The following is a 22,796-nucleotide window of genomic DNA, read 5'->3' as shown; positions in this document are numbered from 1 at the left end:
TGGCAACACGGCGCGGGAGATGGTTCCGGGATGAGTACCTACGCACTGGACGCGGTGTTCCGGCCGCGCTCGCTGGCACTGGTGGGTGCCAGTCCGCGCGAGCGCTCGGTCGGTCGCGCCATCCTGCGCAACCTGCGCGATGGCGGCTTCGCCGGGCCGCTGGGCGTGGTCAACCCGCGTTATCCGCAGATCGACGGGGTGGCGGCGGTAGCGCGGCTTGCCGACCTGGGATTCGTGCCCGAGCTGGTGGTGGTGTCGTCGCCGGCGGCCACGGTGCCGCGGGTGATCGCCGAGGCTGCAGCGGTTGGCGCGCGTGCGGCCATCATCGTCACCGCCGGGCTGGGACACGGTCCCGGCTCGCTGCTGGAGGAGGCCCAGGCCGCGGCACGCGCACGCGGCCTGCGCATCGTCGGCCCGAATTGCCTGGGGGTGATGGCGCCGCATGCGCGCCTCAACGCCAGTTTTGCCGCTGGCGCCCCCTTGGCCGGCGATCTTGCGCTGGTATCGCAGTCCGGCGCGATCGCCTCGGGGCTGGTGGAATGGGGCAAGGCGCGCGGTGTCGGGTTCTCGGCGGTGGTGTCGCTGGGCGATGCGCTGGACGTGGACGGCGGCGACCTGCTCGACTGGTTCGCGCAGGATCCGAAGACGCGCGCGATCCTCCTCTACATCGAGTCCCTTCAGGACGCGCGCAAGTTCATGTCGGCTGCCCGAGCTGCCGCGCGTGCCAAGCCGGTGGTGGTGGTCAAGTCCGGCCGGCACGCGCAGGGTGCGCGCGCCGCCGCCACCCATACCGGCGCGCTGGCGGGTTCCGATAGCGTGTACGACGCGGCCTTCCGGCGTGCCGGGCTGTTGCGGGTGATGGCATTGGACGAGCTGTTCGCTGCAGCGGAAACGCTGGGCCACCTGCGCAGCGCGCCGGGGCGACGGCTGGCCATCCTCACCAACGGCGGCGGCATCGGCGTGCTGGCGGTGGACCGGCTGGTGGACATGGGCGGCACGCTGGCGGCGATCGACGATCCCACACGCGAGCGACTGGAGGCGCTGCTGCCACCAACCTGGTCGCGCGCCAATCCGATCGACGTGATCGGCGACGCCGACGCCGCACGCTACGCCGCTTCGCTGGAGGCGCTGCTGGCCAGTCCGGAGAACGATGCGGTGCTGGCCATGCACGTGCCCACCGCGCTGTCGTCATCGCATGACACGGCCGCGGCGGTGGCAGGCGTGCTCGCAGGCCGCCCACGGAACTCCAATGGCAAGCCGGTGCTGGGCGTATGGGTAGGTGCCGGCCAGGACGCCATCGCGCGACTGGACGCAGCGGGGGTGCCGACTTATTCCAGCGAGGCGGACGCAGTGCGCGGCTACATGTACCTGGTGCGCCATCACGAGGCGCAGAGGGCGCTGATGGAGACGCCACCAAGTCTGCCGGAGGATTTCGAAGTGGACACTGCCGCGGCGCGAGCGGTAGTGGAGGGTGCGTTGGGGGCAGGTCGGCGCTGGTTGGACCCGCTGGAGGTCGCCGCGCTGCTGCGCGCCTATGCCATCCCGGCCACGCCGGTCGCACTGGCCACCGACCCCGCGCAGGCCGAGCAGGTGGCCGCGCCGCTGCTGGCCGCCGGCAAGCCGGTCGCACTGAAGATCCTGTCGCCGGACATCATCCACAAATCGGACGTGGACGGCGTGTGCCTGAACCTGACCAGCGGCGCGGCGGTGCGCGAAGCTGCCGAAGCGATCCTGGCGCGCGCAAGGACGTTGCGTCCGGAGGCGCGTATCGACGGCGTGACCGTGCAGCCGATGGTGCTCAAGCCGAAGGCGCGCGAACTGATCGTCGGCCTGGCCGACGACCCGACCTTCGGCCCGGTGGTGGTGTTCGGCCGCGGTGGCACCGCGGTGGAGGTCATCGACGACAAGGCGCTGGCGCTGCCGCCGCTGGATCTGCGATTGGCGCACGAGCTGATCGGGCGCACCCGCGTCTCGCGCATCCTCAAGGCCTACCGCGACGTGCCCGCTGCCGATGAACGCGCGGTGGCACTGGTGCTGGTGAAGCTGGCGCAGCTGGCCGCCGACATCCCGCAGGTGCGCGAGCTGGACATCAATCCGCTGCTGGCCGATCGCGACGGCGTGGTGGCGGTGGATGCGCGCGTGGCCATCGCGCCCGCCGACGATGGCCCGAACCGCGGGCCCTGGCATTCGCGGATGGTGATCCGCCCGTATCCGTCGGAATGGGAGCGCGAAGTCGACCTTGCCCACGATGAGCGCATGTTCGTGCGCCCGGTGCGGCCCGAGGACGAAGCGCTGTTCCGCGAGTTCTTCGGCCGCATCAGCGACGAAGACCTGCGATTGCGATTCTTCTCCACCGTGCGCCACTTCAACCACGAATTCATCGCCCGGCTGACCCAGCTCGACTACGCGCGGGCGATCGCGCTGGTGGCGCTGGGCACCGATACCGGCCAGCTGCTGGGCGTGGTCCACCTGCTGGCCGACGCCAACTTCGAGAAGGGCGAGTACAGCATCCTGGTGCGCTCGGACCTGAAGGGCTACGGCATCGGCTGGCAGCTGATGCGGATGATGGTCGAGTACGCGCGCAGCGTGGGCCTGAAGACGGTGGAAGGACAGGTGCTGCGCGAGAACGCGACGATGCTGCGGATGTGCCGGCAGCTGGGTTTCCGGGTCAGCGTGGACCCGGACGACATGATGCTGATGGACGTGGCGCTGGACGTGGCCAGCGCGCAGGTCTGAGGCAGGTCAGTGGATCAGCCGGCCGAGGATGCTGGCGCCGGAAATCCACACGCCCACCGCGCTCCCGATGTTGCTCAGCAGGAACACCAGCACCACCCGGCACACCCGGTTGCGGTACCAGCCCGCCAGCGTCTGCGCGTCGTCGCGCAGGGCAAGGAAGTCGGGGTAGGCCGGCTTGCGCAGATGCACTTCCGCCAGTGCGCTGAACATCCCCGGAGGCAGGCCGGGGCGGAACGGCTTCAGCGGTGCGGCGATGGCGGCGGCCAGGATGCTCAGCACGTGCCCGCGCGCCAGCAGCGCACCCAGCGCCGCCAGCCCGCCGGTCCAGGCTACCCACTGCAATAGCAGGTCGCGGCCCAGGTCGCGGCCGCCGTGGAAATACCCCCAGGCGATGCCGCCACAGATCAGTACCATCAGGGTGAGGGTGATCCAAGGGATGTTGCGCTTCTGCCGGACCTGCACCAGTTCCTCGGTCAGCGCCTGCGGCGCACGCTGCTCTTCGGCGAGGTATTTCGCCATGCCCTTGAGGTGGCCGGCTCCGACCACGGCGAGGACGTGCTTCGCACCGTCGCCGCGCTCGCGCAGCTTCGCCGCCATGTAGCGGTCGCGCTCGTCGATCAGGCTGGCGTACAGCGTCGGCGTTTCGCGGGCGAACTCACCGAAGCTGGACTCCAGCATGTCGCCTTCCTTCAGCCGCTCGATGTCGGCTTCGGAGACGTCCTCGCGGTCGAACAGGCCGGCGACGACGCTGCCGATCAGCTTGGCGCGGTCCCACCAGCTCAGGCCCTGCAGGATGCGGCGGAAAGTGATGCCCACGTCACGGTCGATGAGCTGCAGCGACAGCCCGCGTGCCACCGCCTCGGTGGCCGCGGCCTTCAGTTCCGCACCCGGCTCGATGCCCAGCTGTTCGGCCAGCCGACGCTGGTAGGCCGCCAGCGCCAGGTTGGCGGCGAATGGCGCCACCTTCTTCTCGCGGATGACCTTGACCAGGTCCAGCTGCGCCAACGCGTCGGGCTGGGTCAGCGCCTTGTGGCGCTGCTCGTCCAGCTCCACTGCCACCGCGTCGAAGCGGCCGCTGTCGATGGCAGCGTTGACCGCGTCGATGCTGGCCTTGGACACGTGGGCAGTGCCGAGGAGGGTGTAGCGGACGCCGTCGCGCTCGAGCTCGACGACGGGCTGGCCAGCGTAGCTGGCGCTGTCCTGCGTGGCGGCCTCAGTCACGGTAGCGCTTCGTCAGGTCGCCGTAGGCGTCGATGCGGCGGTCGCGCAGGAACGGCCAGATCCGGCGCACGTGTTCGCTGCGCTGCATGTCCACCTCGGCCAGCAACAGGGTCGGCTCGGTGCCGGCTTCGGCGATGAACTCGCCCTGCGGCCCCAGCACGTGGCTGTTGCCCCAGAAGTCGATGCCGGAAGCGCCCAGCGGCGACGTCTCATGGCCCACGCGGTTGCACGACAGCACCGGCAGGCCGTTGGCCACGGCATGGCCGCGGTGGCTGAGCACCCAGGCATCGCGCTGGCGGGTCTTCTCGTCCTGCGCATCGTCCGGGTCCCAGCCGATCGCGGTCGGATACAGCAGCAGCTCGGCGCCGGCCAGCGCCATCAGTCGCGCGCCCTCCGGATACCACTGGTCCCAGCACACCAGCACGCCCAAGCGGCCCACCGACGTGTCGATGGGCGTGAAACCCAGATCGCCCGGCGTGAAGTAGAACTTCTCGTAGAACCCCGGATCGTCCGGGATGTGCATCTTGCGGTACTTGCCGGCGATCGAGCCGTCGGCATCGAACACCACCGCGGTGTTGTGGTACAGCCCGGCAGCGCGCTTCTCGAACAGCGAGCTGACCAGCACCACGCCGTGCTGCTTCGCCAGCGCCGCCAGACGCGCGGTCGAAGGACCGGGAATGGGCTCGGCCAGGTCGAATTCGCAGACGGATTCGTGCTGGCAGAAGTACGCGCCGTTGTGCAGTTCCTGCAGCAGGACGAGTTTCGCCCCCGATTTTGCAGCCTCGGTCACGCGGGTTTCGATCACCGCGAGGTTGGCCTCGGCGTCGCCGTGGTTGCGCTCCTGCACGAGGGCGACAGGAAGCTTGCTGTACCTGGACATCAGAGCAGACCCTCCGGCAATTGCATGGTGATGCAGTGCAGGCTGCCGTTCTGCCAGATCAGCGGGCGGCAGGGCACCTGCACGATTTCGCGTCCGGGGAACGCCTGCGCCAGCACGGCGGCCGCGGCATTGTCGGCCGCATCGCCGTAAGCCGGCATCAAAACCGCGCCGTTGACGATCAGGAAGTTGGCATAGCTAGCCGCCAGCCGGCGGCCTTCGTCGAGGACGGGACGGGCCCACGGCAGCGGGAACAGGCGATACGGCTTGCCGTCGCGGGTGCGCAGCGCGGCGATCTCGTCGGCCATCGCCTTGAGGTCGGCGTAATGCGAGTCCGCCTCGTCGTCGCAGGCCTGGAAGACGATCGCATCGCCTGGCGCGAAGCGGGCCAGGGTGTCGATATGGGCGTCGGTGTCATCGCCCTCCAGCGCACCGTGGTCCAGCCACAGCACGCGGTCCTGGTGCAGCCACGCCGACAGTTGCGCGGTCAGCTCCTCGCGGCTGGCGTCGGGATGGCGCTCGTGCAGGCAGCGCCAGGTGGTGAGCAGTGTGCCGTTGCCGTCGGTCTCGATGCCGCCGCCCTCTAGCGCGAAATCGATGCGTTGGCGCGCGGCATCGCCGAACACGCCCTGCGCGGCCAGCGTTTCCACCAGCAGGTCGTCGCGACCGGCTTCGAACTTGCCACCCCAGGCGGTGAAGCGGAAATCGAGCAGGCGCAGGCGGTCGCCGTCACGCAGCGAGATCGGACCGGAATCGCGCAGCCAGGTGTCGTCGTAGGCGACGGTCACGAACCGCACCTGCGCCATGTCCACCCGGTTGGAGCGCAGGCGGATGTCGGCATAGGTTTCGACATCGTCGTCGGCCACGCAGATCAGTACCGGCTGGAAGCGGGTGATCGCCTGCACCAGCGCGATGTAGGTGTCCTCGACATCGCCAAGCCGGTCGGCCCAGTCGGTGCCGGCATGCGGCCACGCGATCAGGATCGCCGACTGGGGTTCCCACTCGGCGGGGAAGCGCACGGAAGATTCGGTCATCGGTTCTGCAGGAAAGTCCGGCGCCGCGGCGCAGGCAGGGAGGGGGCGTCAGCGGGTGGCCGGCTTGGGGCCGATCTCGTCCGCGCCGGATTTGTTGGCCACGGCGTCGATCACCCGGCCTTTCTCGAAATAGACGGTGAAGGCGGGATAGACCCAGCGGTCGATGACCGGCCACGCCCGCTTCTGGCCACCGCGACGGTCCAGACGCTCGGCCGGTGCACCGTAACGGGCTTCCACCTGGGCCATGCGCAGGCCGCGCGCGGGCAGGCTGCCCGGCTCCTCCTGGACGCGCTGGATCAGCAGCGTGTCGCCGGCGCAGGCGATTCCGGAGGCGGTGGCAAGCAGGGCGAGGACGAGGGTGCGGGACGTGCGGCGCATGGCGGAGCTCCCGATGGGTTGGAGGCCGGATTCTATGCCGATACGCAAAAGGCCGCCTTGCGGCGGCCTTCACGGGGTCGGGCCGCGCGCAGGGCGCGGCACCTTCACGCCGGTCTCAGCGCTGGCGCGCCTTGAAACGCGGGTTGGACTTGCAGATCACGAAGACCTTGCCACGACGGCGAACCACCTTGCAGTCGCGGTGACGGGCCTTCGCCGACTTCAGGGAGGACAGGACCTTCATGATGAAACCTCGGCAAATGGAATGGGATAAAACGCGAAGCCGCGCATTCTAACGGGTATTCGGCTGCCTTTTCAACAGGTTGGGATGTTTCCTTCGCGCGGCCTGCGCCGCCGGCGGGTTGGTTCCATAATGCCGGCCATGAACTCCTCCGTTCCGGTTCTCACCATCGACGGCCCTTCCGGCTCCGGCAAGGGCACCATCAGCCGCCTCGTCGCCGCCCGGCTGGGCTGGCACTACCTCGATTCCGGCGCGTTGTACCGCGCGGTCGGCATTGCCGCGGGCTGGTCCGACCTGGACCTGTCCGACGCCTCGGCGCTGGTGCGCTGCACCTTCGATACCGAGGTCGGTTTCCGCGATGACGGCGACGGCGAGCCGCGGGTCATCGTCAACGGCGTCGATGCCACCCTGGAGCTGCGCACCGAAACCGCCGGCGCGGCGGCCTCCGCCATCGCCGCCATCCCCGAGGTCCGCTCGGCCCTGAAGGAGCGCCAGCGGGCCTTCCGCCAGCCGCCGGGGCTGGTGGCTGACGGTCGCGACATGGGGACGGTGATCTTTCCCGACGCCGGTCACAAGGTGTTTTTGACCGCCAGCGCCGAGGAGCGCGCGGAAAGGCGCTATAAGCAGTTGAAAGACAAAGGGGTTTCGGTCACAATCGACGGTCTGCTGCGCGAGATCCTCGCCCGCGATGCCCGCGATGCCAATCGCGCGGTGGCGCCGCTGCGTCCGGCAACCGATGCCGTCCTCATCGACACCACCGGCCTGGCCATCGATGCAGTTGTCGCCCGGGTATTGGACGTCGTCACCCGCCACACGGCCTGACGGCTCCGGTTCCAGCGCTGCAGACACAGTTCCGCGAGCACATCCGTGCTTGCGGTTTTCCTCCGTCCACACATGGCCAAGCGCCTCCTGCGCGAACGCCAACCAACCCAAGGTGGGCCGCCCCGTTGCTGTGGGCCGCCTGTGTATCCACCCGAGATTTTTCATGAACTCCGTAGCTACCGAATCCTTCGCCGAACTGTTCGAAGCCAGCCAGGCCAATTGGGCCAAGATCAAGCCCGGCGCCATCGTCAAGGGCATCGTGGTCGATGTCCGCAACGACGTCGTGGTCATCAACGCCGGCCTGAAGTCCGAAGGCATCGTTCCGATCGAACAGTTCCGCAACGACGCCGGTGAAATCGACGTCGGCATTGGCGACGAGGTCAAGGTCGCCCTCGACTCCCTCGAGAACGGCTTTGGCGAAACCGTGCTGTCGCGCGAGAAGGCCAAGCGCGCCATGGTGTGGGACGAGCTGGAAGAGGCGCTGGAAGCCAACGCCACCATCGTCGGTCGCATCAGCGGCAAGGTGAAGGGCGGCTTCACCGTCGACATCAAGGACGTCCGCGCGTTCCTGCCGGGCTCGCTGGTCGACGTGCGCCCGGTCCGCGACCCGGTGTACCTGGAAGGCAAGGAGCTGGAGTTCAAGCTCATCAAGCTGGACCGCAAGCGCAACAACGTGGTCGTCTCCCGCCGCGCGGTGGTCGAGACCGAGCATTCGGAAGAGCGCGAGCAGCTGATGGAGAAGCTGGTCGAGGGCGCCGTGCTGAAGGGCGTGGTCAAGAACCTGACCGACTACGGCGCGTTCGTCGACCTCGGCGGCATCGATGGCCTGCTGCACATCACCGACATGGCGTGGAAGCGCGTGCGCCATCCGTCCGAAGTGGTCGAAGTGGGCCAGGAGCTGGACGTCCGCGTGCTCAAGTACGACCGCGAGCGCAACCGCGTGTCGCTGGGCCTGAAGCAGCTGGGCGAGGATCCGTGGGACAACATCGCCCGCCGCTACCCGTCCAACTGCCGCGTGTTCGGCAAGGTCTCCAACGTCACCGATTACGGCGCGTTCGTCGAGATCGAGCCGGGCGTGGAAGGCCTGGTGCACGTGTCCGAGATGGACTGGACCAACAAGAACGTCAACCCGGCCAAGGTGGTGCAGGTCGGTGACGAGCTCGAGGTCATGGTGCTGGACGTGGACGAAGAGCGTCGCCGCATCTCGCTGGGCATCAAGCAGGTCACCAGCAACCCGTGGGAAACCTTCGCCGCCATCCACAAGAAGGGCGACAAGGTGTCCGGCCAGATCAAGTCGATCACCGACTTCGGCATCTTCATCGGCCTGGACGGCGGCATCGACGGCCTGATCCACCTGTCCGACATCAGCTGGAACTCCACCGGCGAGGAAATCGCCCGCAACTACAAGAAGGGCGACACGCTCGAGGCGGTGGTGCTGGCGGTGGACCCGGAGCGCGAGCGCATTTCGCTGGGCGTCAAGCAGATGGAACAGGATCCGCTTGGCCAGTTCATGGCTGCCAACCCGAAGGGCACCAAGGTCAAGGGCACTGTCAAGGAAGTGGACGCCAAGGGTGCGGTCATCGATCTGGGCGAGGGCGTGGAAGGCTACGTGTCCGTGCGCGACATCAGCCACGAGCGCACCGAAGACGCCAGCCAGGTGCTGAAGGTCGGCCAGGAAGTCGAGGCCAAGTTCGTGGGCATGGACCGCAAGGGCCGCAGCCTGCAGCTATCGATCAAGGACAAGGACGCCGCCGAGACCGCCGAAGCACTGGCCGAGTACAACAAGGCCCACGCCGACGCCGCCAGCGGCACCACCAAGCTGGGCGCGCTGCTGCGCGAGCAGCTGAACAGCAAGGCCGACTGATCCATCCGGCCGTTTGACATGCGGCGGCCCGGCTTCGGCCGGGCCGCCGTTTTCTCGGCGCCCGAACCAACATCGCAATGACCAAGTCCGAACTCATCGAACTGCTCGCTCGCCGCCAGCCGCATCTCAAAGCCGACGACGTCGACATGGCGGTGAAGACGCTGCTGCAGATGATGGGAGCGGCGCTGGCCGCCGGCGAGCGGATCGAGATCCGCGGGTTCGGCAGTTTTTCGCTGCATTACCGGCCGCCACGCACCGGCCGCAATCCGAAGACCGGCGATGCCGTCGCCCTGCCGGGCAAGCATGTGCCGCACTTCAAGCCGGGCAAGGAACTGCGCGAGCGGGTCACCGGCGTATTGCCGCTGCCTGTTCAGGACTGACGCGGCACCGGGGACGCGGATCAGCGGTCCAGTCCGTTAAGCTTGCGGGGTTGCCGCAACCGGATTCCAGATCGTGGCGTCATTCATTCGATTTGTTGCCGCCGTCGCCTGCCTGTTGGCCGGCGGAGTCGTCGGCGCGCTCAACCCCCAGCCGATCGCGCTGGACCTCGGCTTCGCCACGTTGCACACCAGCCTCGGGCTGGGTGTCCTCGTCGCGCTCCTGCTGGGCGTACTGGCGGGCGGGTTGCTGGTGACGGTTGGCGTGGTGGCGCCGCTGCGGCAACGGCTGCGCCGTGCGGAGAGCGCGGGCGGACCGGCAACGGAACCAGGGAGCTGATCGTGGATTTTCTCAACCAGTGGATGTGGTTCGTCATCTTCGTGCCGCTGGCCGCCCTGCTGGGCTGGGTGGTCGGCCGCCGTGGCGGCGAGCAGCACAGCGGCAACCAGGTCAGCAAGCTGTCGACCACCTATTTCCGCGGTCTGAACTACCTGCTCAACGAGCAGCCAGACAAGGCGATCGAGTTGTTCCTGCACGTCGCCGAACTGGACAGGGACACCTTCGAGACTCAGGTCGCGCTGGGCCATCTGTTTCGCCGGCGCGGCGAGGTCGATCGTGCGATCCGCCTGCACCAGGCCTTGGCGCAGCGGCCGGACCTGAGCGACCTGCAGAAGATCCAGGCGCTGTCGGCGCTCGGCGAGGACTACATGCGTGCGGGGCTGCTGGACCGGGCCGAGACCGTGTTCAACGATCTCGCCCAGCTGGACCAGCGCGCGCCGCAGGCATTGCGGCACCTGATCGGCATCTACCAGTCGGAGCGGGACTGGGAGAAGGCGATCGGCAACGCCACCCGCTTCGAGGAGGTTTCGGGCGAGCCGATGGGCAAGCTGATCGGGCAGTTCGAATGCGAACTGGCCGATCGCCACCGTGCCAACGGCGAGATCGAGGCGGCGCGCGCGGCGCTGGCGCGTGCCTACGCCGCGGATCCAACCTCGGTGCGCGCAGGGATCGCCGAGGGCCGCATCGAGGCCGAGGCCGGCAATCCGCAGGGCGCGATCCGTGCGCTGGAGCGGGCCGCGCGACACGACCCGGAATACCTGCCGGTGATCCTGCCGATGCTGCTGGAAAATTACACCAGGGCTGGCGAGCGCACCGGCGCGCGCGCCTTCCTGAGCGAGATGAGTGAGCACTATCGCGGCATCGCGCCGGTGCTGGCGCTCACCCGGATGGTTGAGACGGAAGAGGGGGTGAGCGCCGCCCGTCGCTTCCTCGCCGAGCAGCTCAAGGATCGGCCATCGGTGCGCGGTGAGGCAGCGCTGATCGACCTCAGTCTGGCCGACCGGGCCGATGCCGAGGCGACCCTGCACGACCTCAAGCTGGTCACCGACCAGTTGCTGGTGCGCAATCCTAGTTACCGCTGCAACCGGTGTGGCTTCGGCGCGCGCAGCCATCACTGGCAGTGTCCCAGCTGCAAGGAGTGGGGCACGGTGAAGCCGCTGCTGAACTATGCGGTGGTCTGAGCTGGCGCTGCTGTCCGCGGCGGCGTTCGCGCTTTCCTGTTTTGCCACCGCCTGGGCGCGCGCGCATGCGCGCCGCCGCGGCATGCTGGACCTGCCCGGCGAACGTCGAAGCCACGATCAGCCCACCCCGCGTGGTGGGGGGATCGGCATTGCCGTGGCAGCGCTGTGCGCCTGCGCTTGGCTGGCCTGGGTGGATGACGGAGGTTGGGGCTGGGTTGCTGCCGGCCTTGTGCTGGTGGCCGGCGCCGGCTGGTGGGATGACCATCGCCCGCTGGCGGCGTGGCCGCGTCTGCTTGCGCACGTCGTGGCAGGCGCCTGCCTTGCCGCTGGCATGCAGCAGTCGGGGGCGCCGGCAGCAGCAATGCTGATCGCGCTGCTGCTGGTGCCGGTGCTGGTGAACGTGTGGAATTTCATCGACGGCATCGATGGGCTGGCGACCAGCCAGGCGCTGCTGGCTGCGCTGGCGGGCGCCTTGACCCTGAATGGGTCCGGCCGGCTGCTGGCGCTGGTGGTGGCCGCCGCCTGCTGCGGTTTCCTGCCATTCAACCTGCCGAAGGCGCGGATCTTCCTCGGTGACGTGGGCAGCGGGGCACTGGGCTATCTGCTGGCGGCGATCGTGGTCATCGGGTTGTCCAGTCATCCGGTTGCGGAGTGGCCGCTCCTGCTGCTGCCGCTGGCCAGTTGCGTGGTCGATGCGGGGTTCACCCTGGCGCGACGGATCCTCCGCGGCGAGCCGTGGTGGCAACCGCACGTGCAGCATCTTTACCAGCGTCTCGCTCGCCGCCATGGGCATGCGCGGGTTGCGCTCGCCTACGCGGGATGGACGACGCTGGCGATCGGGATCATGCTAGGGCTTTACCGGGCGCCGGAAGTCGGGGCCTGGGTCGGCACCGCCGCGTTTATTGGACTGTCGATGGCCGCATGGCTCCACCTGCAGCGCAGGCTCGGAAACGGAAACGAAGGAATTGGTTGATGGGCGCATGGAAGGATCGGCTCAGGCACCGGCTGCCGCGCATGGCAGTAGTGGTGCACGATCTTGCGATGGTGTGGGTCTGTTGGCAGGGACTGCACTACCTGCGCTACGCGCTGCAGCCGACCCCGCTCGATCTGGCGCCGTTTTCCAGCACCGTTGCCATCGTGCTGGTCGCCCAGGGCCTGGTGTCCTGGCGGGTCGGGCTGTACAGGGGTCTGTGGCGCTTCGCCAGCGTTCCTGACCTGCTCAATATCTTCAAGGCCAGCGTGGTGGGATTGCTGGCGGTAGTGGCGGGGCTGTTCTTCTACAGCCGCCTCGACCTGGTGTCGCGCGCGGCGCTGCTGCTGTATCCGTTCGTGCTCACAGTCCTGCTGGGCGCGCCACGCCTGATTTTCCGGGCCTGGAAAGACCACAGTCTGCAGCAGGCCGTCGAGGGCGCCGAGCGGGTGCTGATCCTCGGTGCCGGCCAGGCCGGCGAGGCGCTTGTGCGCGATCTCCGACGGCTCGGGCGCTACGACCCCATCGGCTTTCTGGACGACGCGGCGTCGCTGCGCGGCACCCGGCTGCAGGGTCTGCCGGTGCTGGGCAGGATCGCGGAGGTTGCGCGTATCGCCAAGGAGACGGGCGCCCAGCTGCTGGTGATCGCGATGCCCTCGGTCGACGCCACGGTCATGCGGCGGGTGATCGAGCTGTGCGAGGAAAGCCATCTGCCGTTCCGCACGGTGCCGCGGCTCACTGACGTCCTGGAGGGCCGCTCGTTGCCCGGGCAACTGAAGGAAGTTGCGATCGAGGACCTGCTCGGCCGGCAGCCGCGCAGTCCGGACTGGAAGGCGATCCGCGGCTGGCTGGGTGGACGTTCGGTACTCGTGACAGGTGCGGGCGGATCGATCGGTTCCGAGCTGTGCCGCCAGTGCGCCCGCCACGGCGCCAAGCGCATCGCTCTGGTCGAGATCGACGAACTGGCCCTGTTGACCACCACTGCGGAGCTTCGCCGTGACTTCCCCGGCATTGATTGCGTGCCGGTGCTCGGCGACTGTGGCGACCAGGCGGTCATCGCGCACGCATTGAAGCTGGTGGAGCCGGAGTCGGTATTCCATGCCGCTGCCTACAAGCAGGTGCCGCTGTTGCAGGGGCAGTTGCGCGAAGCGGTGCGCAACAATGCGCTGGCCACCCATGTGGTGGCGAAGGCAAGCCGCGAAGCGAACGTCGGCACCTTCGTGCTGGTGTCGACGGACAAGGCGGTGGACCCGGTGAACGTGCTGGGTGCCAGCAAGCGCCTGGCCGAGATGGCCTGCCAGGCGCTGGTGGATGCACGCTCCACCCGCATGGTGACGGTACGCTTCGGCAACGTGCTGGATTCCGCTGGCAGCGTGGTCCCGCTGTTCCGCGAACAGATCCGCCGCGGTGGTCCGGTAACGGTCACCGACCCGGACGTGACGCGCTACTTCATGACCATTCCCGAAGCCTGTCTGCTGATCCTGCAGGCGGCGTCGATCGGCGCGCAGCAGGCGGTCTACACCCTGGACATGGGTGAACCGGTGCCCATCCGGGTACTGGCCGAGCAGATGATCCGGCTGGCCGGCAAGCAGCCGGGCAAGGACGTGGCCATCGAATACATCGGCCTGCGCCCCGGTGAGCGACTCCACGAGACGCTGTTCCACGCCGACGAGCGCTACAGCAGCACTATCTATCCCGAAATCCTGCAGGCCGAGCCGCGTGCGGTGATGCCGGAACGGGTCACCCAGGCGCTGGAGCGGTTGTGGGCCGGCGTCCGCGCCTACGACCTCGAGGCACTGGCCCACGCCCTGCGCGAGGCGGTGCCCGAATTCACTCCAGTCGAGGATGAGACCGGTAACCGGCCGGCGACCGTTGTGGTGTTTCCGGGCCGGCGCGCGAAGGCCCGGTAACACGCGCGCGGTAGAATCGGCGGATGCCAAATCCGAATGCAGTGCGGCGCATCCGCAAGGCGGTGTTCCCGGTCGCAGGCCTGGGCACCCGCTTCCTTCCCGCCACCAAGACCGTTCCCAAGGAGATGCTGCCGATCGTCGACCGGCCGCTGATCCAGTACGCGGTCGACGAGGCCATTGCCGCCGGTTGCGACACCCTCGTTTTCGTCACCAACCGCTACAAGCATGCGGTAGCCGACTACTTCGACAAGGCCTACGAGCTTGAACAGAAGCTGGAAAAGGCCGGCAAGCAGGACCAGCTGGCGCTGATCCGCAACGTCCTTCCGGAAGGCGTGCGCGCAGTGTTCGTCACCCAGGCCGAAGCGCTGGGGCTGGGACATGCGGTGCTGTGCGCCCGCCCGGTGGTCGGTAACGAGCCGTTTGCCGTATTGCTGCCGGATGACCTGATCTGGAGCAAGGGCGATGGTGCGCTCAAGCAGATGGCCGACCACGCCCAAGCCAGCGGCGGCAGTGCGGTGGCGGTGCAGGATGTTCCCCGCGAGCAGACCGGCAGCTACGGCATCGTGGCCACCGACGCCTTCGATGGCCAGAGCGGCCGCATCCGCCAGATCGTGGAGAAGCCCGATCCGGCACATGCGCCCAGCAACCTGGCCGTGGTCGGGCGCTACATCCTCACCCCGGCCATCTTTGACCTGCTGGAAACCACCCAGAAGGGTACCGGCGGCGAAATCCAGCTGACTGATGCGATCGCCGCGCTGCTGGAGGTGGAGCGTGTTGATGCCTTCCGCTTCCGCGGCACCCGCTTCGACTGCGGCACCCATATCGGACTGATCGAGGCGACCATCCGCTATGCGCTGGACAACGAGAAGCTCAGCGATGCGGCGCGCGACCTCATGCAGAACGCCTTGGGCGAGATGGGCGTGTTCGAGACCTGATTACCGGCGGGTGCGCCGGAGCCCAATGTGAGAACGGCGCCTTGCGGCGCCGCTCTCCGTTTCCAGACAGCGGTCAGAGCGCTTCGAAAATCCCCGCTGCGCCCATGCCGGTGCCGATGCACATCGTCACCATCCCGTACTTCTGCTGGCGGCGACGCAGGCCATGGACAATCGTGGCGGTGCGCACCGCGCCGGTCGCGCCCAGCGGGTGTCCCAGAGCGATCGCGCCACCCAGCGGGTTGACCTTGGCCGGGTCCAGCCCGCAGTCGTTGATCACCGCCAGCGACTGCGCGGCAAAGGCTTCGTTGAGCTCGATCCAGTCCAGCTGGTCCTGGTTCAGCCCGGCCTGCTTGAGCGCCTTCGGGATCGCCGCGATCGGGCCGATGCCCATCACTTCCGGGCGCACACCGGCCACGCTGAAGCTGACGAAGCGCGCCAGCGGGGTCAGGCCGTAGTCCTTGATCGCCTGTGCCGACGCCAGCAGCACGGCGCCGGCGCCGTCGCTCATCTGCGAGGAGTTGCCGGCGGTCACGCTGCCACCGAACTGGCCGTTGCGGAACACCGGGCGCAGCTTGGCCAGCCCTTCCAGCGACGTGTCCGGGCGCGGGCCCTCATCGTGCTCGGCCAGCTTGTTGCGGGTCAGAATGCGGCTGCCATCGGCCAGGTCCGGCTGGTGGCTGACGATCTCGTACGGGCTGATCTCGTCCCTGAACTCGCCGGCCGCCTGCGCCGCCAGCGCCTTCTGGTGCGAGGCCAGCGCGAAGGCGTCCTGCGCCTCGCGCGAGATCTTCCACTCCTCGGCCACCTTCTCGGCGGTGATGCCCATGCCGTAGGCGATGTTGACGTGGTCGTTGTCGAACACCGACGGCGCCATCGCCACCTTGTGGCCCATCATCGGCACCATGCTCATCGACTCGGTGCCGCCGGCCAGCATCAGGTCGGCATGGCCCAGCCGGATCTGGTCGGCCGCCAGCGCCACCGCCTGCAAGCCGGAGGAACAGAAACGGTTGATGGTCTGCGCGGCGATGGTATTGGGCAGGCCGGCCAGCAGCACGCCGATGCGCGCCACGTTCATGCCTTGCTCGCCCTCGGGCATGGCGCAGCCGATGATGGCGTCGTCGATGCGGTTGACGTCGATGCCCGGCGCCTGCGCCACCACGCTGCGCAGCACGTGCGCCAGCATGTCGTCGGGTCGGGTGTTGCGGAACATGCCCTTGGGCGCCTTGCCGACCGGGGTGCGGGTGGCGGCGACGATGTAGGCGTCCTGGATCTGCTTGCTCATTCGAATGACTCCGGAAATTTGGTTTTCCTTCCTCCCGGCTTCGCGGGGAGAAGGTGCCGAAGGCGGGCTAGGGGCTCAGTTCCGCAGCGGCTTGCCGGTCTTCAGCATGTGGCCGATGCGGGCCTGGGTCTTCTCCTGCTGGGCCAGCTCGACGAAGTGCTGGCGCTCGAGCTTGAGCAGCCATTCCTCGTCCACCAGCGCGCCGCGATCGACCTTGCCGCCGCACAGCACGGTGGCGATGCGTTCGGCGATCTCGTAGTCGTAGGGGCTGACGAAGCGGCCCTCCAGCATGTTGACCAGCAGCATCTTGAAGGTGGCGATGCCGACGTCGCCGGCCACCTGGATGCGCCGCGCCGGCAGCGGCGGGCGGTAGCCGCCTTCGGCCAGCCCGCGCGCCTCGGCCCTGGCGATGTGCAGCAGTTCGAAGGCGTTGAAGGCGACCTTGTCCCCCGCGCGCAGCAGGCCCAGTTCCTTGGCGTTGACGGCGGAGTTCGACACCTTGGCCATCGCCACGGTCTCGAAGATCTTCTTCAGCTCGGCGAACACGTCGCCGCCGGGGCCGGCGGCATCCGAGGCGCGCACCGCGAACTCCTTCAGCCCGCCGCCCGCCGGCAGCAGGCCGACGCCGGCTTCGACCAGGCCGATGTAGCTCTCCAGGTGCGCCACGGTCCTGGCGCTGTGCATCTGGAACTCGCAGCCGCCGCCCAGCGCAAGCCCGCGCACCGCGGCCACCACCGGCACCAGCGAATACTTGATGCGCTGGCTGGTGGCCTGGAAGTTGGCCACCATCGCTTCGAACTCGGCCAGCTTGCCGGCCTGCAGGGCGCCCAGCGCGCCGGCGAGGTCGGCGCCTGCGGAGAACGGTTCCTTCGGCTGCCAGATCACCATGCCGGCGAAATCGCGCTCGGCGCGCGACACCGCTTCCTGCAGGCCATCCAGCACCGCGTCGGAGACGGTGTGCATCTTGGTCTTGAAGCTGACCACGGCCACGTCGTCGCCGTCGTGCCACATCCGCAGGCCGTCGTTCTCGAACACGGTGGTGCCGGGCGCGAACTTCTCGCCCAGCAGCGGATCGGGGAATCGCTGGCGCTGGTAGACGGGCAGGGTGGAGCGCGGCTGCATTGCGCCCTGCGACGGGCTGTAGCTGCCTTCCGCCGCGTGCACGCCGCTGCGGCCATCGAGCACCCACGCCGGCAGCGCGGCAGTGCTCATGCTCTTGCCGGCCGCGATGTCATCAACGATCCATGCCGCCACCTGCTGCCAGTCGGCCGACTGCCAGGTTTCGAACGGCCCCTGCGCCCAGCCGTAACCCCAGCGGATGGCCAGGTCGACGTCGCGCGCGGTATTGGCGATATCGGCCAGGTGGTAGGCGCTGTAATGGAACAGGTCGCGGAAGCAGGCCCAGAGGAACTGCGCCTGCGGATGCTCGCTGGCGCGCAGCCGGGCGAACTTCTCCACCGGGTTCTTCAGCTTGAGGATTTCCACCACCTCCGGCGCAGCGGCGCGGTCGGCGGCGCGGTAGTCCTGCTTCTCCGGGTCGAGGACGACGATGTCCTTGCCGACCTTGCGGAAGATGCCGGCGCCGGTCTTCTGGCCCAGCGCGCCCTTGCCGATCAGCGCGGACAGCCACGCCGGCGACTGGAAGAAGCCGTGCCACGGGTCATCGGGCAGGGTGTCGGCCATGGTCTTGATGACGTGGGCCATCGTGTCCAGACCGACCACGTCGGAAGTGCGGTAGGTGGCCGACTTCGGCCGGCCCAGCAGGGGCCCGGTCAGCGCGTCCACTTCGTCGAAACCGAGCTTGAACGCGGCGGTGTGGTGGATCACCGACAGGATCGAGAACACGCCGATGCGGTTGCCAATGAAGTTCGGGGTGTCCTTTGCATACACCACGCCCTTGCCGAGCTGGGTGACCAGGAAGGTTTCCAGGCCTTCCAGCACGGCTGCGTCAGTGGTGTTGGCCGGGATCAGCTCGGCCAGATGCATATAGCGCGGGGGGTTGAAGAAGTGCACGCCGCAGAAGCGGTGGCGCATTTCCTCCGGCAGCACCGAGGCCAGCGCATTGATGCCCAGGCCGGAGGTGTTGGAGGCCAGCACGGCGTGCGCCGGCACGAACGGCGCGATCTTCCGGTACAGGTCCTGCTTCCAGTCCATCCGCTCGGCGATCGCCTCGATGATCAGGTCGCAGTCCCTGAGCTGGTCCAGGCCGCTGTCGTAGTTGGCGGGCGTGATCGCCTCGGCCAATGTCTTGCTGGCCAGCGGGGCGGGGCTGAGCTTGCCGACGTTGGCAATCGCCTTCAGCACCACGCCATCGGGATGACCCTCCTTGGCGGCGAGATCGAACAGCACCGTATCGACGCCGGCATTGGTCAGATGGGCGGCGATCTGTGCTCCCATCACGCCAGCGCCCAGAACCGCGGCACGACGTACAAGCAGTTTATGAGACATGTTTCCTATCTCCTTGAAAATTCAGGTGGCGTCGGCGTGGAAACCGGCCGATGCGAATCGGATCAGGGCCTTGGCGGCGCGCTGGCGGTGGGTGGATTCGGTCACGCCGGCCGGGCGCTTGATCAGGCCGAAATCGGCCATCGCGTAAGTCAGCGCGCCGGACAGGAAGTCCAGACGCCAGTACAGGTCTTCCTTGCCCAGCGCGGGCACGCAGGGCGCGATGGCTTTGGCGAACTCGCGCAGGACATGGCCGTACTGGTCGGACAGGAACTTGCGCAGGCTGTCGTTGCTCTCGGCATAAGCGCGGGCGATCACCCGGATGAAGGCGCCGCCGCCGTGGCGGTCCTGGGCCATCGCCAACGCGGGTTCCACGAAGGCGGCCAAGATCGGTTCCAGCTGGCCGGGCGCAGCGGCCACCGCCTTGGCCAGGGCGTCGAGCCGCTGCGAACTCATCACGTCCATGCGCCGCCGGAACACCTCGTTGACCAGGTTGTCCTTGCTGCCGAAATGGTAGTTGACCGCGGCGATGTTGACGTCCGCGCGGCTGGTGACCTGGCGCAGCGAGGTCGAGGCGAAGCCCTGCTGGGCGAACAGTTCCTCCGCCGCGTAGAGGATGCGGTCCTTGGTCGAGAAGTGCTGGAGCCCCATGCGATACCCTCGAGTCAAACGCTTGTTTGAGCGTACGCCGTACGCTGGCGTACGTCAATCGTGTGTGCGCCGCCTTTGCCTGACGCGTCGGAAGCGCGAAAAGCGCGCGCCGATCAGGTAGAATCGTCCGCAGCCATATCGGCCAAACCCGCGCCAGTACGCGGGTTTTTCTGTTATCCTCGGGCGATTCCGGCATGGACGCCCGCCAACCGGAGAGCTTTCCCATGGCGCTGGAGCGCACCCTTTCGATCATCAAGCCCGATGCCGTCGCCAAGAACGTCATCGGCGAAATCTATTCCCGCTTCGAAAAGGCCGGCCTGAAGGTCGTCGCCGCGAAGATGAAGCAGCTGTCCAAGGCCGAGGCCGAAGGCTTCTACGCTGTCCACCGCGAGCGTCCGTTCTTCGGCGCGCTGGTCGAGTTCATGATCTCCGGCCCGGTGATGGTGCAGGTGCTGGAAGGCGAGGCCGCGGTGCTGAAGAACCGCGACCTGATGGGCGCCACCAACCCGAAGGAAGCGGCTGCCGGCACCATCCGCGCCGACTTCGCCGACAGCATCGACGCCAATGCCGTGCACGGCTCCGATTCGCTGGAGAATGCCGCGATCGAGATCGCCTACTTCTTCCCGGCGACCGACGTCTACGCGCGCTGAGCGAACGCCATGACTGAAGCGCGCATCCCCGCCATCGAGATCGCCCTGCTGGGCGACGACGGGGTAGCGCCTGCCTCCACGCCGGTGGATACCGGCGTGGACGTTCGCACCAATATCTTCGACTTCGATCGCGCCCGCCTGGAGCGTTTCTTCGAGGAAGAACTGGGCGAGAAGAAATTCCGCGCCCACCAGGTGATGAAGTGGATCCATCACCGCTATGCCACTGAATTCGCGGACATGACCGACCTCGGCAAGGCGCTGCGCGCCAAGCTGGAGGAGCGCGCGGTGGTGCGTGCGCCGCAGGTCGTGTTCGACAAGGCCTCCACCGACGGCACCCACAAGTGGCTGCTCGGCATGGACGCCCGGAACGCCATCGAAACCGTCTACATCCCCGACAAGGGGCGCGGCACCCTGTGCGTGTCCTCGCAGGTGGGCTGCGCGCTGAACTGCGGGTTCTGCTCCACCGCTACCCAGGGCTTCAACCGCAACCTGTCCACCGCCGAGATCATCGGTCAGGTGTGGGTCGCCGCGCGCCACCTCGGCAACGTGCCGCACCAGCAGCGCCGGCTCACCAACGTGGTGATGATGGGCATGGGCGAGCCGCTGGCCAATTTCGACAACGTCGTGCGCGCAATGAGCATCATGCGCGACGACCTCGGCTACGGCTTGGCCAACAAGCGCGTGACGCTTTCGACCGCGGGCATGGTGCCGCAGATCGACCGGCTGGCGCAGGAATCGGACGTATCGCTGGCGGTGTCGCTGCATGCCCCGTTCGACGAGCTGCGCACGCAGTTGATGCCGATCAACAAGAAATATCCGTTGGCCGAACTCCTGGACGCCTGCGTGCGCTATGCGCTGCGCAAAAAGGGCGAATCCGTCACCTTTGAATACACCTTGATGCGGGACGTCAACGACCAGCCCGAGCACGCGCGCGCGCTGATCGGCCTGTTGCGCGATTTCGACCGCCGCGTGCAGATGAAGGGCGCGGCCAAGATCAACCTGATCCCCTTCAACCCGTTCCCCGGCACCGGCTTCCAGCGCCCCAGCGATGAGGCCATTCGTTCGTTCCAGAAGCTGCTGAACAACGCCGGCATGATCGCGCCGGTGCGACGCACCCGCGGCGACGACATCGATGCCGCCTGCGGCCAGCTCAAGGGCCAAGTGATGGACCGCACCCGCCGTTCGGCCGAACACCGCAAGCGGCTGCAGGCAGCGGGAGCAGGCGATGCGGCGTGAGTTCGCCGCTCTGGTGGTCCTTGGCAGCCTGTTGCTGGCCGGGTGCAGCCAGCTTGAACGCCTGACACTCATCCGTCCAAGCGCGCAGCATCGCGGTTACACCCAGATCGCGCCCCGCTACGACGTCAGCGGCAAGCACGGCCAGGACAGCGGCGATGCGGCCATGCTGTTGGCGTCGGCTTCGCTGCTGTACCAGCGCGGCGAGCTGGCGGACGCGGAGGCAATGGCCCGCAAGGCGCAGAAGCTGCAGCCGGGCTCCGGCGATGCCGGCACCCTGCTTGGACTGGTCGCCGATGCGCGTGGCGACACCGCGGCTGCCGGCAGGCATTTCCAGGCCGCAGCGGCGTCCGCGCCGGGCAACGGCGTCTATGCCAACAACTACGGCACCTGGTTGTGTGCCAACGGGCGCGCGGCGGAGTCGCTTGACTGGTTCGACCGCGCACTGGCGGATCCGGCCTATCCCACGCCGGTGCGTGCGCTGGCCAATGCCGGCGAATGCGCCCGCAAGGCGGGGCAGCCCGTGCGCGCCGAAGCCAGCTGGCGCGCAGCTCTGGCGCTGGATGCGGTCGATATGCAGGCGCTGGCGGGAATGGCATCCCTGGCATTCACGCAGGGCGATTACCTCGAAGCGCGAGCTTTCGTCGAGCGCTGGCTGGCGGTGGCGCCGGACGATGTGGCTGCGTTGCAACTTGCGATGCAGGTCGAAGAAAAAACAGGCGACAACGTGGCCGCTTCGCGTTATCGTTCACGTTTGCAGGCGATTTCTCCGGGTCCTACCACGGCACCGCGCACGCAATGACCGCGAATCAACAACCAGACCTGACCCACGAGGCGCTTGCTGGATGCGGCGCACGCCTGCGCGCTGCGCGCGAGGCGGCCGGGCTGAGCATCGATGACGTCGCGGCCCGCCTGCATATGCCGGCGCGGGTGGTTCGGTCGCTAGAGAACGAGGACTGGTCGCGACTCGGTGCACCGGTGTTCGTGCGCGGCCAGGTCCGCAGCTATTCGCGGCTGCTCGGCCTCACCACCGCGCCGCTGATGGATGCGTTGACGGTAGGCCAGATCGAGCCGACCAAGCTGGTCAGTCGCACCCATATCCCCCAAGCGCAGTGGTGGGCAGAACAGATCGGCCGGCGGCTGGTCTATATCGTGCTGACGCTTTCGCTGGTGATTCCTGTCTGGGTTGCCACCCGCCAGCATCTGGCCGGTACCGCCGAAGGCGTGGCCGCGCTGGATACACCGGCGGATCCGGCGGCACCCGCCGAGCGGGAGATCGATCGTACTCCGCGCACCGTGGTTGCTTCGATGGCTCCCGTGGCTGCCAGCGGGCAACCCGCTGCCGCCGTATCCACTGTCCCCGGCGCGGAGATCGTGCTGCGGACCAGCGGCAAGACTTGGCTGGAAGTGGTCGCCATTGACGGCAGCACGCTGGCCAAGGAGCTGCTGCCGGCGGGTGCGGAACGCCGTTATGCCGCGTCGCAGGTCCGCCGCATGACCATCGGCAACGCCTCCGCGGTGGCGCTGGAAAGCCGTGGTCGCCCGGTCGATGCGCTGGCCAATGCCCGCGCGAACGTCGCCCGCTTTGAGGTATCCTCCGACGGCTCGCTTGTCGCGTCGAACTGAACGCTTCGCCGCGCGGGCTTCCGAAC

At 67.9% G+C, this 22,796-nt stretch carries 21 protein-coding genes; 13 read left to right on the top strand and 8 right to left on the bottom strand.

Annotation, left to right across the window (positions count from 1 at the left end; all coding sequences use genetic code 11):
* The first annotated feature begins 30 nt into the window (after positions 1-30).
* Positions 31-2,736, top strand: a complete 2,706-nt coding sequence (locus ICG51_RS00730; protein WP_190281088.1) for a bifunctional acetate--CoA ligase family protein/GNAT family N-acetyltransferase — start codon at positions 31-33, stop codon at positions 2,734-2,736.
* A 6-nt stretch (positions 2,737-2,742) separates the two neighbouring features.
* Here ICG51_RS00730 and ICG51_RS00725 read toward each other — a convergent pair whose 3' ends face one another.
* The 5 genes from ICG51_RS00725 to ykgO form a co-directional block, all read right to left on the bottom strand.
* Positions 2,743-3,957 carry a TraB/GumN family protein gene (locus ICG51_RS00725; RefSeq protein ID WP_190281087.1) on the bottom strand — a complete coding sequence of 405 codons (1,215 nt, stop codon included), beginning with the start codon at positions 3,955-3,957 and terminating at the stop codon, positions 2,743-2,745.
* Positions 3,950-4,837 (bottom strand): carbon-nitrogen hydrolase, encoded by an 888-nt coding sequence (locus ICG51_RS00720; RefSeq protein WP_190281086.1) that lies wholly within the window; start codon positions 4,835-4,837, stop codon positions 3,950-3,952. The genes ICG51_RS00725 and ICG51_RS00720 overlap by 8 nt, the downstream gene beginning before the upstream one ends.
* Positions 4,837-5,868 (bottom strand): agmatine deiminase family protein, encoded by a 1,032-nt coding sequence (locus ICG51_RS00715; protein WP_190281085.1) that lies wholly within the window; start codon positions 5,866-5,868, stop codon positions 4,837-4,839. Before ICG51_RS00715 ends, ICG51_RS00720 begins: the two co-directional genes overlap by 1 nt.
* 48 nt (positions 5,869-5,916) lie before the next feature.
* Positions 5,917-6,246: a hypothetical protein gene (locus tag ICG51_RS00710; protein WP_190281084.1), complete on the bottom strand. Its 330-nt coding sequence runs from the start codon at positions 6,244-6,246 to the stop codon at positions 5,917-5,919.
* A 115-nt stretch (positions 6,247-6,361) separates the two neighbouring features.
* Positions 6,362-6,487, bottom strand: a complete 126-nt coding sequence (gene ykgO / locus ICG51_RS00705; RefSeq protein WP_010342887.1) for a type B 50S ribosomal protein L36 — start codon at positions 6,485-6,487, stop codon at positions 6,362-6,364.
* Positions 6,488-6,625: 138 nt separating this feature from the next.
* On the opposite strand from ykgO, the gene cmk reads away from it, so the two are divergent.
* The 8 genes from cmk (at position 6,626) to galU (ending at position 14,883) form a co-directional block, all read left to right on the top strand.
* Entirely contained in the window at positions 6,626-7,306 is a 681-nt protein-coding gene (cmk, locus tag ICG51_RS00700) for a (d)CMP kinase (RefSeq protein WP_190282294.1), read from the top strand.
* A gap of 163 nt (positions 7,307-7,469) precedes the next feature.
* Entirely contained in the window at positions 7,470-9,170 is a 1,701-nt protein-coding gene (gene rpsA, locus ICG51_RS00695; protein WP_190281083.1) for a 30S ribosomal protein S1, read from the top strand.
* A 77-nt stretch (positions 9,171-9,247) separates the two neighbouring features.
* A complete protein-coding gene (locus tag ICG51_RS00690; protein ID WP_190281082.1) occupies positions 9,248-9,550 on the top strand; it encodes an integration host factor subunit beta in 303 nt (100 codons plus the stop codon).
* Positions 9,551-9,623: 73 nt separating this feature from the next.
* On the top strand, positions 9,624-9,887 hold the full coding sequence (locus ICG51_RS00685) for a lipopolysaccharide assembly protein LapA domain-containing protein (protein ID WP_190281081.1): 264 nt from the start codon (positions 9,624-9,626) through the stop codon (positions 9,885-9,887).
* A 2-nt stretch (positions 9,888-9,889) separates the two neighbouring features.
* Positions 9,890-11,068, top strand: coding sequence for a lipopolysaccharide assembly protein LapB (gene lapB / locus ICG51_RS00680; protein WP_190281080.1), 1,179 nt, complete (start codon positions 9,890-9,892; stop codon positions 11,066-11,068).
* An 82-nt stretch (positions 11,069-11,150) separates the two neighbouring features.
* On the top strand, positions 11,151-12,041 hold the full coding sequence (locus ICG51_RS00675; protein WP_190281079.1) for a hypothetical protein: 891 nt from the start codon (positions 11,151-11,153) through the stop codon (positions 12,039-12,041).
* A complete protein-coding gene (locus ICG51_RS00670) occupies positions 12,041-13,948 on the top strand; it encodes a nucleoside-diphosphate sugar epimerase/dehydratase (protein ID WP_190281078.1) in 1,908 nt (635 codons plus the stop codon). The genes ICG51_RS00675 and ICG51_RS00670 overlap by 1 nt, the downstream gene beginning before the upstream one ends.
* 23 nt (positions 13,949-13,971) lie before the next feature.
* Positions 13,972-14,883, top strand: a complete 912-nt coding sequence (galU, locus tag ICG51_RS00665; RefSeq protein WP_190281077.1) for a UTP--glucose-1-phosphate uridylyltransferase GalU — start codon at positions 13,972-13,974, stop codon at positions 14,881-14,883.
* A 73-nt stretch (positions 14,884-14,956) separates the two neighbouring features.
* Here galU and ICG51_RS00660 read toward each other — a convergent pair whose 3' ends face one another.
* The 3 genes from ICG51_RS00660 to ICG51_RS00650 all read right to left on the bottom strand — a co-directional run bounded on the left by ICG51_RS00660 (position 14,957) and on the right by ICG51_RS00650 (position 19,261).
* Positions 14,957-16,165, bottom strand: a complete 1,209-nt coding sequence (locus ICG51_RS00660) for an acetyl-CoA C-acyltransferase (RefSeq protein ID WP_190281076.1) — start codon at positions 16,163-16,165, stop codon at positions 14,957-14,959.
* Positions 16,166-16,240: 75 nt separating this feature from the next.
* Positions 16,241-18,613, bottom strand: coding sequence for a 3-hydroxyacyl-CoA dehydrogenase/enoyl-CoA hydratase family protein (locus tag ICG51_RS00655; RefSeq protein WP_190281075.1), 2,373 nt, complete (start codon positions 18,611-18,613; stop codon positions 16,241-16,243).
* A 21-nt stretch (positions 18,614-18,634) separates the two neighbouring features.
* Positions 18,635-19,261: a TetR/AcrR family transcriptional regulator gene (locus ICG51_RS00650; RefSeq protein WP_190281074.1), complete on the bottom strand. Its 627-nt coding sequence runs from the start codon at positions 19,259-19,261 to the stop codon at positions 18,635-18,637.
* Between the two features lie 224 nt (positions 19,262-19,485).
* Here ICG51_RS00650 and ndk point away from each other — a divergent pair, with 224 nt between their 5' ends.
* The 4 genes from ndk to ICG51_RS00630 are packed head-to-tail and all read left to right on the top strand — an operon-like array spanning position 19,486 to position 22,770.
* Positions 19,486-19,911 carry a nucleoside-diphosphate kinase gene (gene ndk, locus ICG51_RS00645; RefSeq protein ID WP_190282293.1) on the top strand — a complete coding sequence of 142 codons (426 nt, stop codon included), beginning with the start codon at positions 19,486-19,488 and terminating at the stop codon, positions 19,909-19,911.
* Between the two features lie 9 nt (positions 19,912-19,920).
* Positions 19,921-21,147: a 23S rRNA (adenine(2503)-C(2))-methyltransferase RlmN gene (gene rlmN / locus ICG51_RS00640; RefSeq protein ID WP_190281073.1), complete on the top strand. Its 1,227-nt coding sequence runs from the start codon at positions 19,921-19,923 to the stop codon at positions 21,145-21,147.
* A complete protein-coding gene (locus ICG51_RS00635) occupies positions 21,137-21,946 on the top strand; it encodes a tetratricopeptide repeat protein (RefSeq protein ID WP_190281072.1) in 810 nt (269 codons plus the stop codon). Before rlmN ends, ICG51_RS00635 begins: the two co-directional genes overlap by 11 nt.
* Entirely contained in the window at positions 21,943-22,770 is an 828-nt protein-coding gene (locus ICG51_RS00630) for a RodZ domain-containing protein (protein WP_190281071.1), read from the top strand. Before ICG51_RS00635 ends, ICG51_RS00630 begins: the two co-directional genes overlap by 4 nt.
* Positions 22,771-22,796: the final 26 nt, after the last annotated feature.

Source organism: Thermomonas sp. XSG, from assembly GCF_014678725.1.
Lineage (GTDB): Bacteria > Pseudomonadota > Gammaproteobacteria > Xanthomonadales > Xanthomonadaceae > Thermomonas.
Note: the sequence above shows the minus strand (reverse complement) of the source record. Positions and strands in the feature narration are given on the sequence as shown.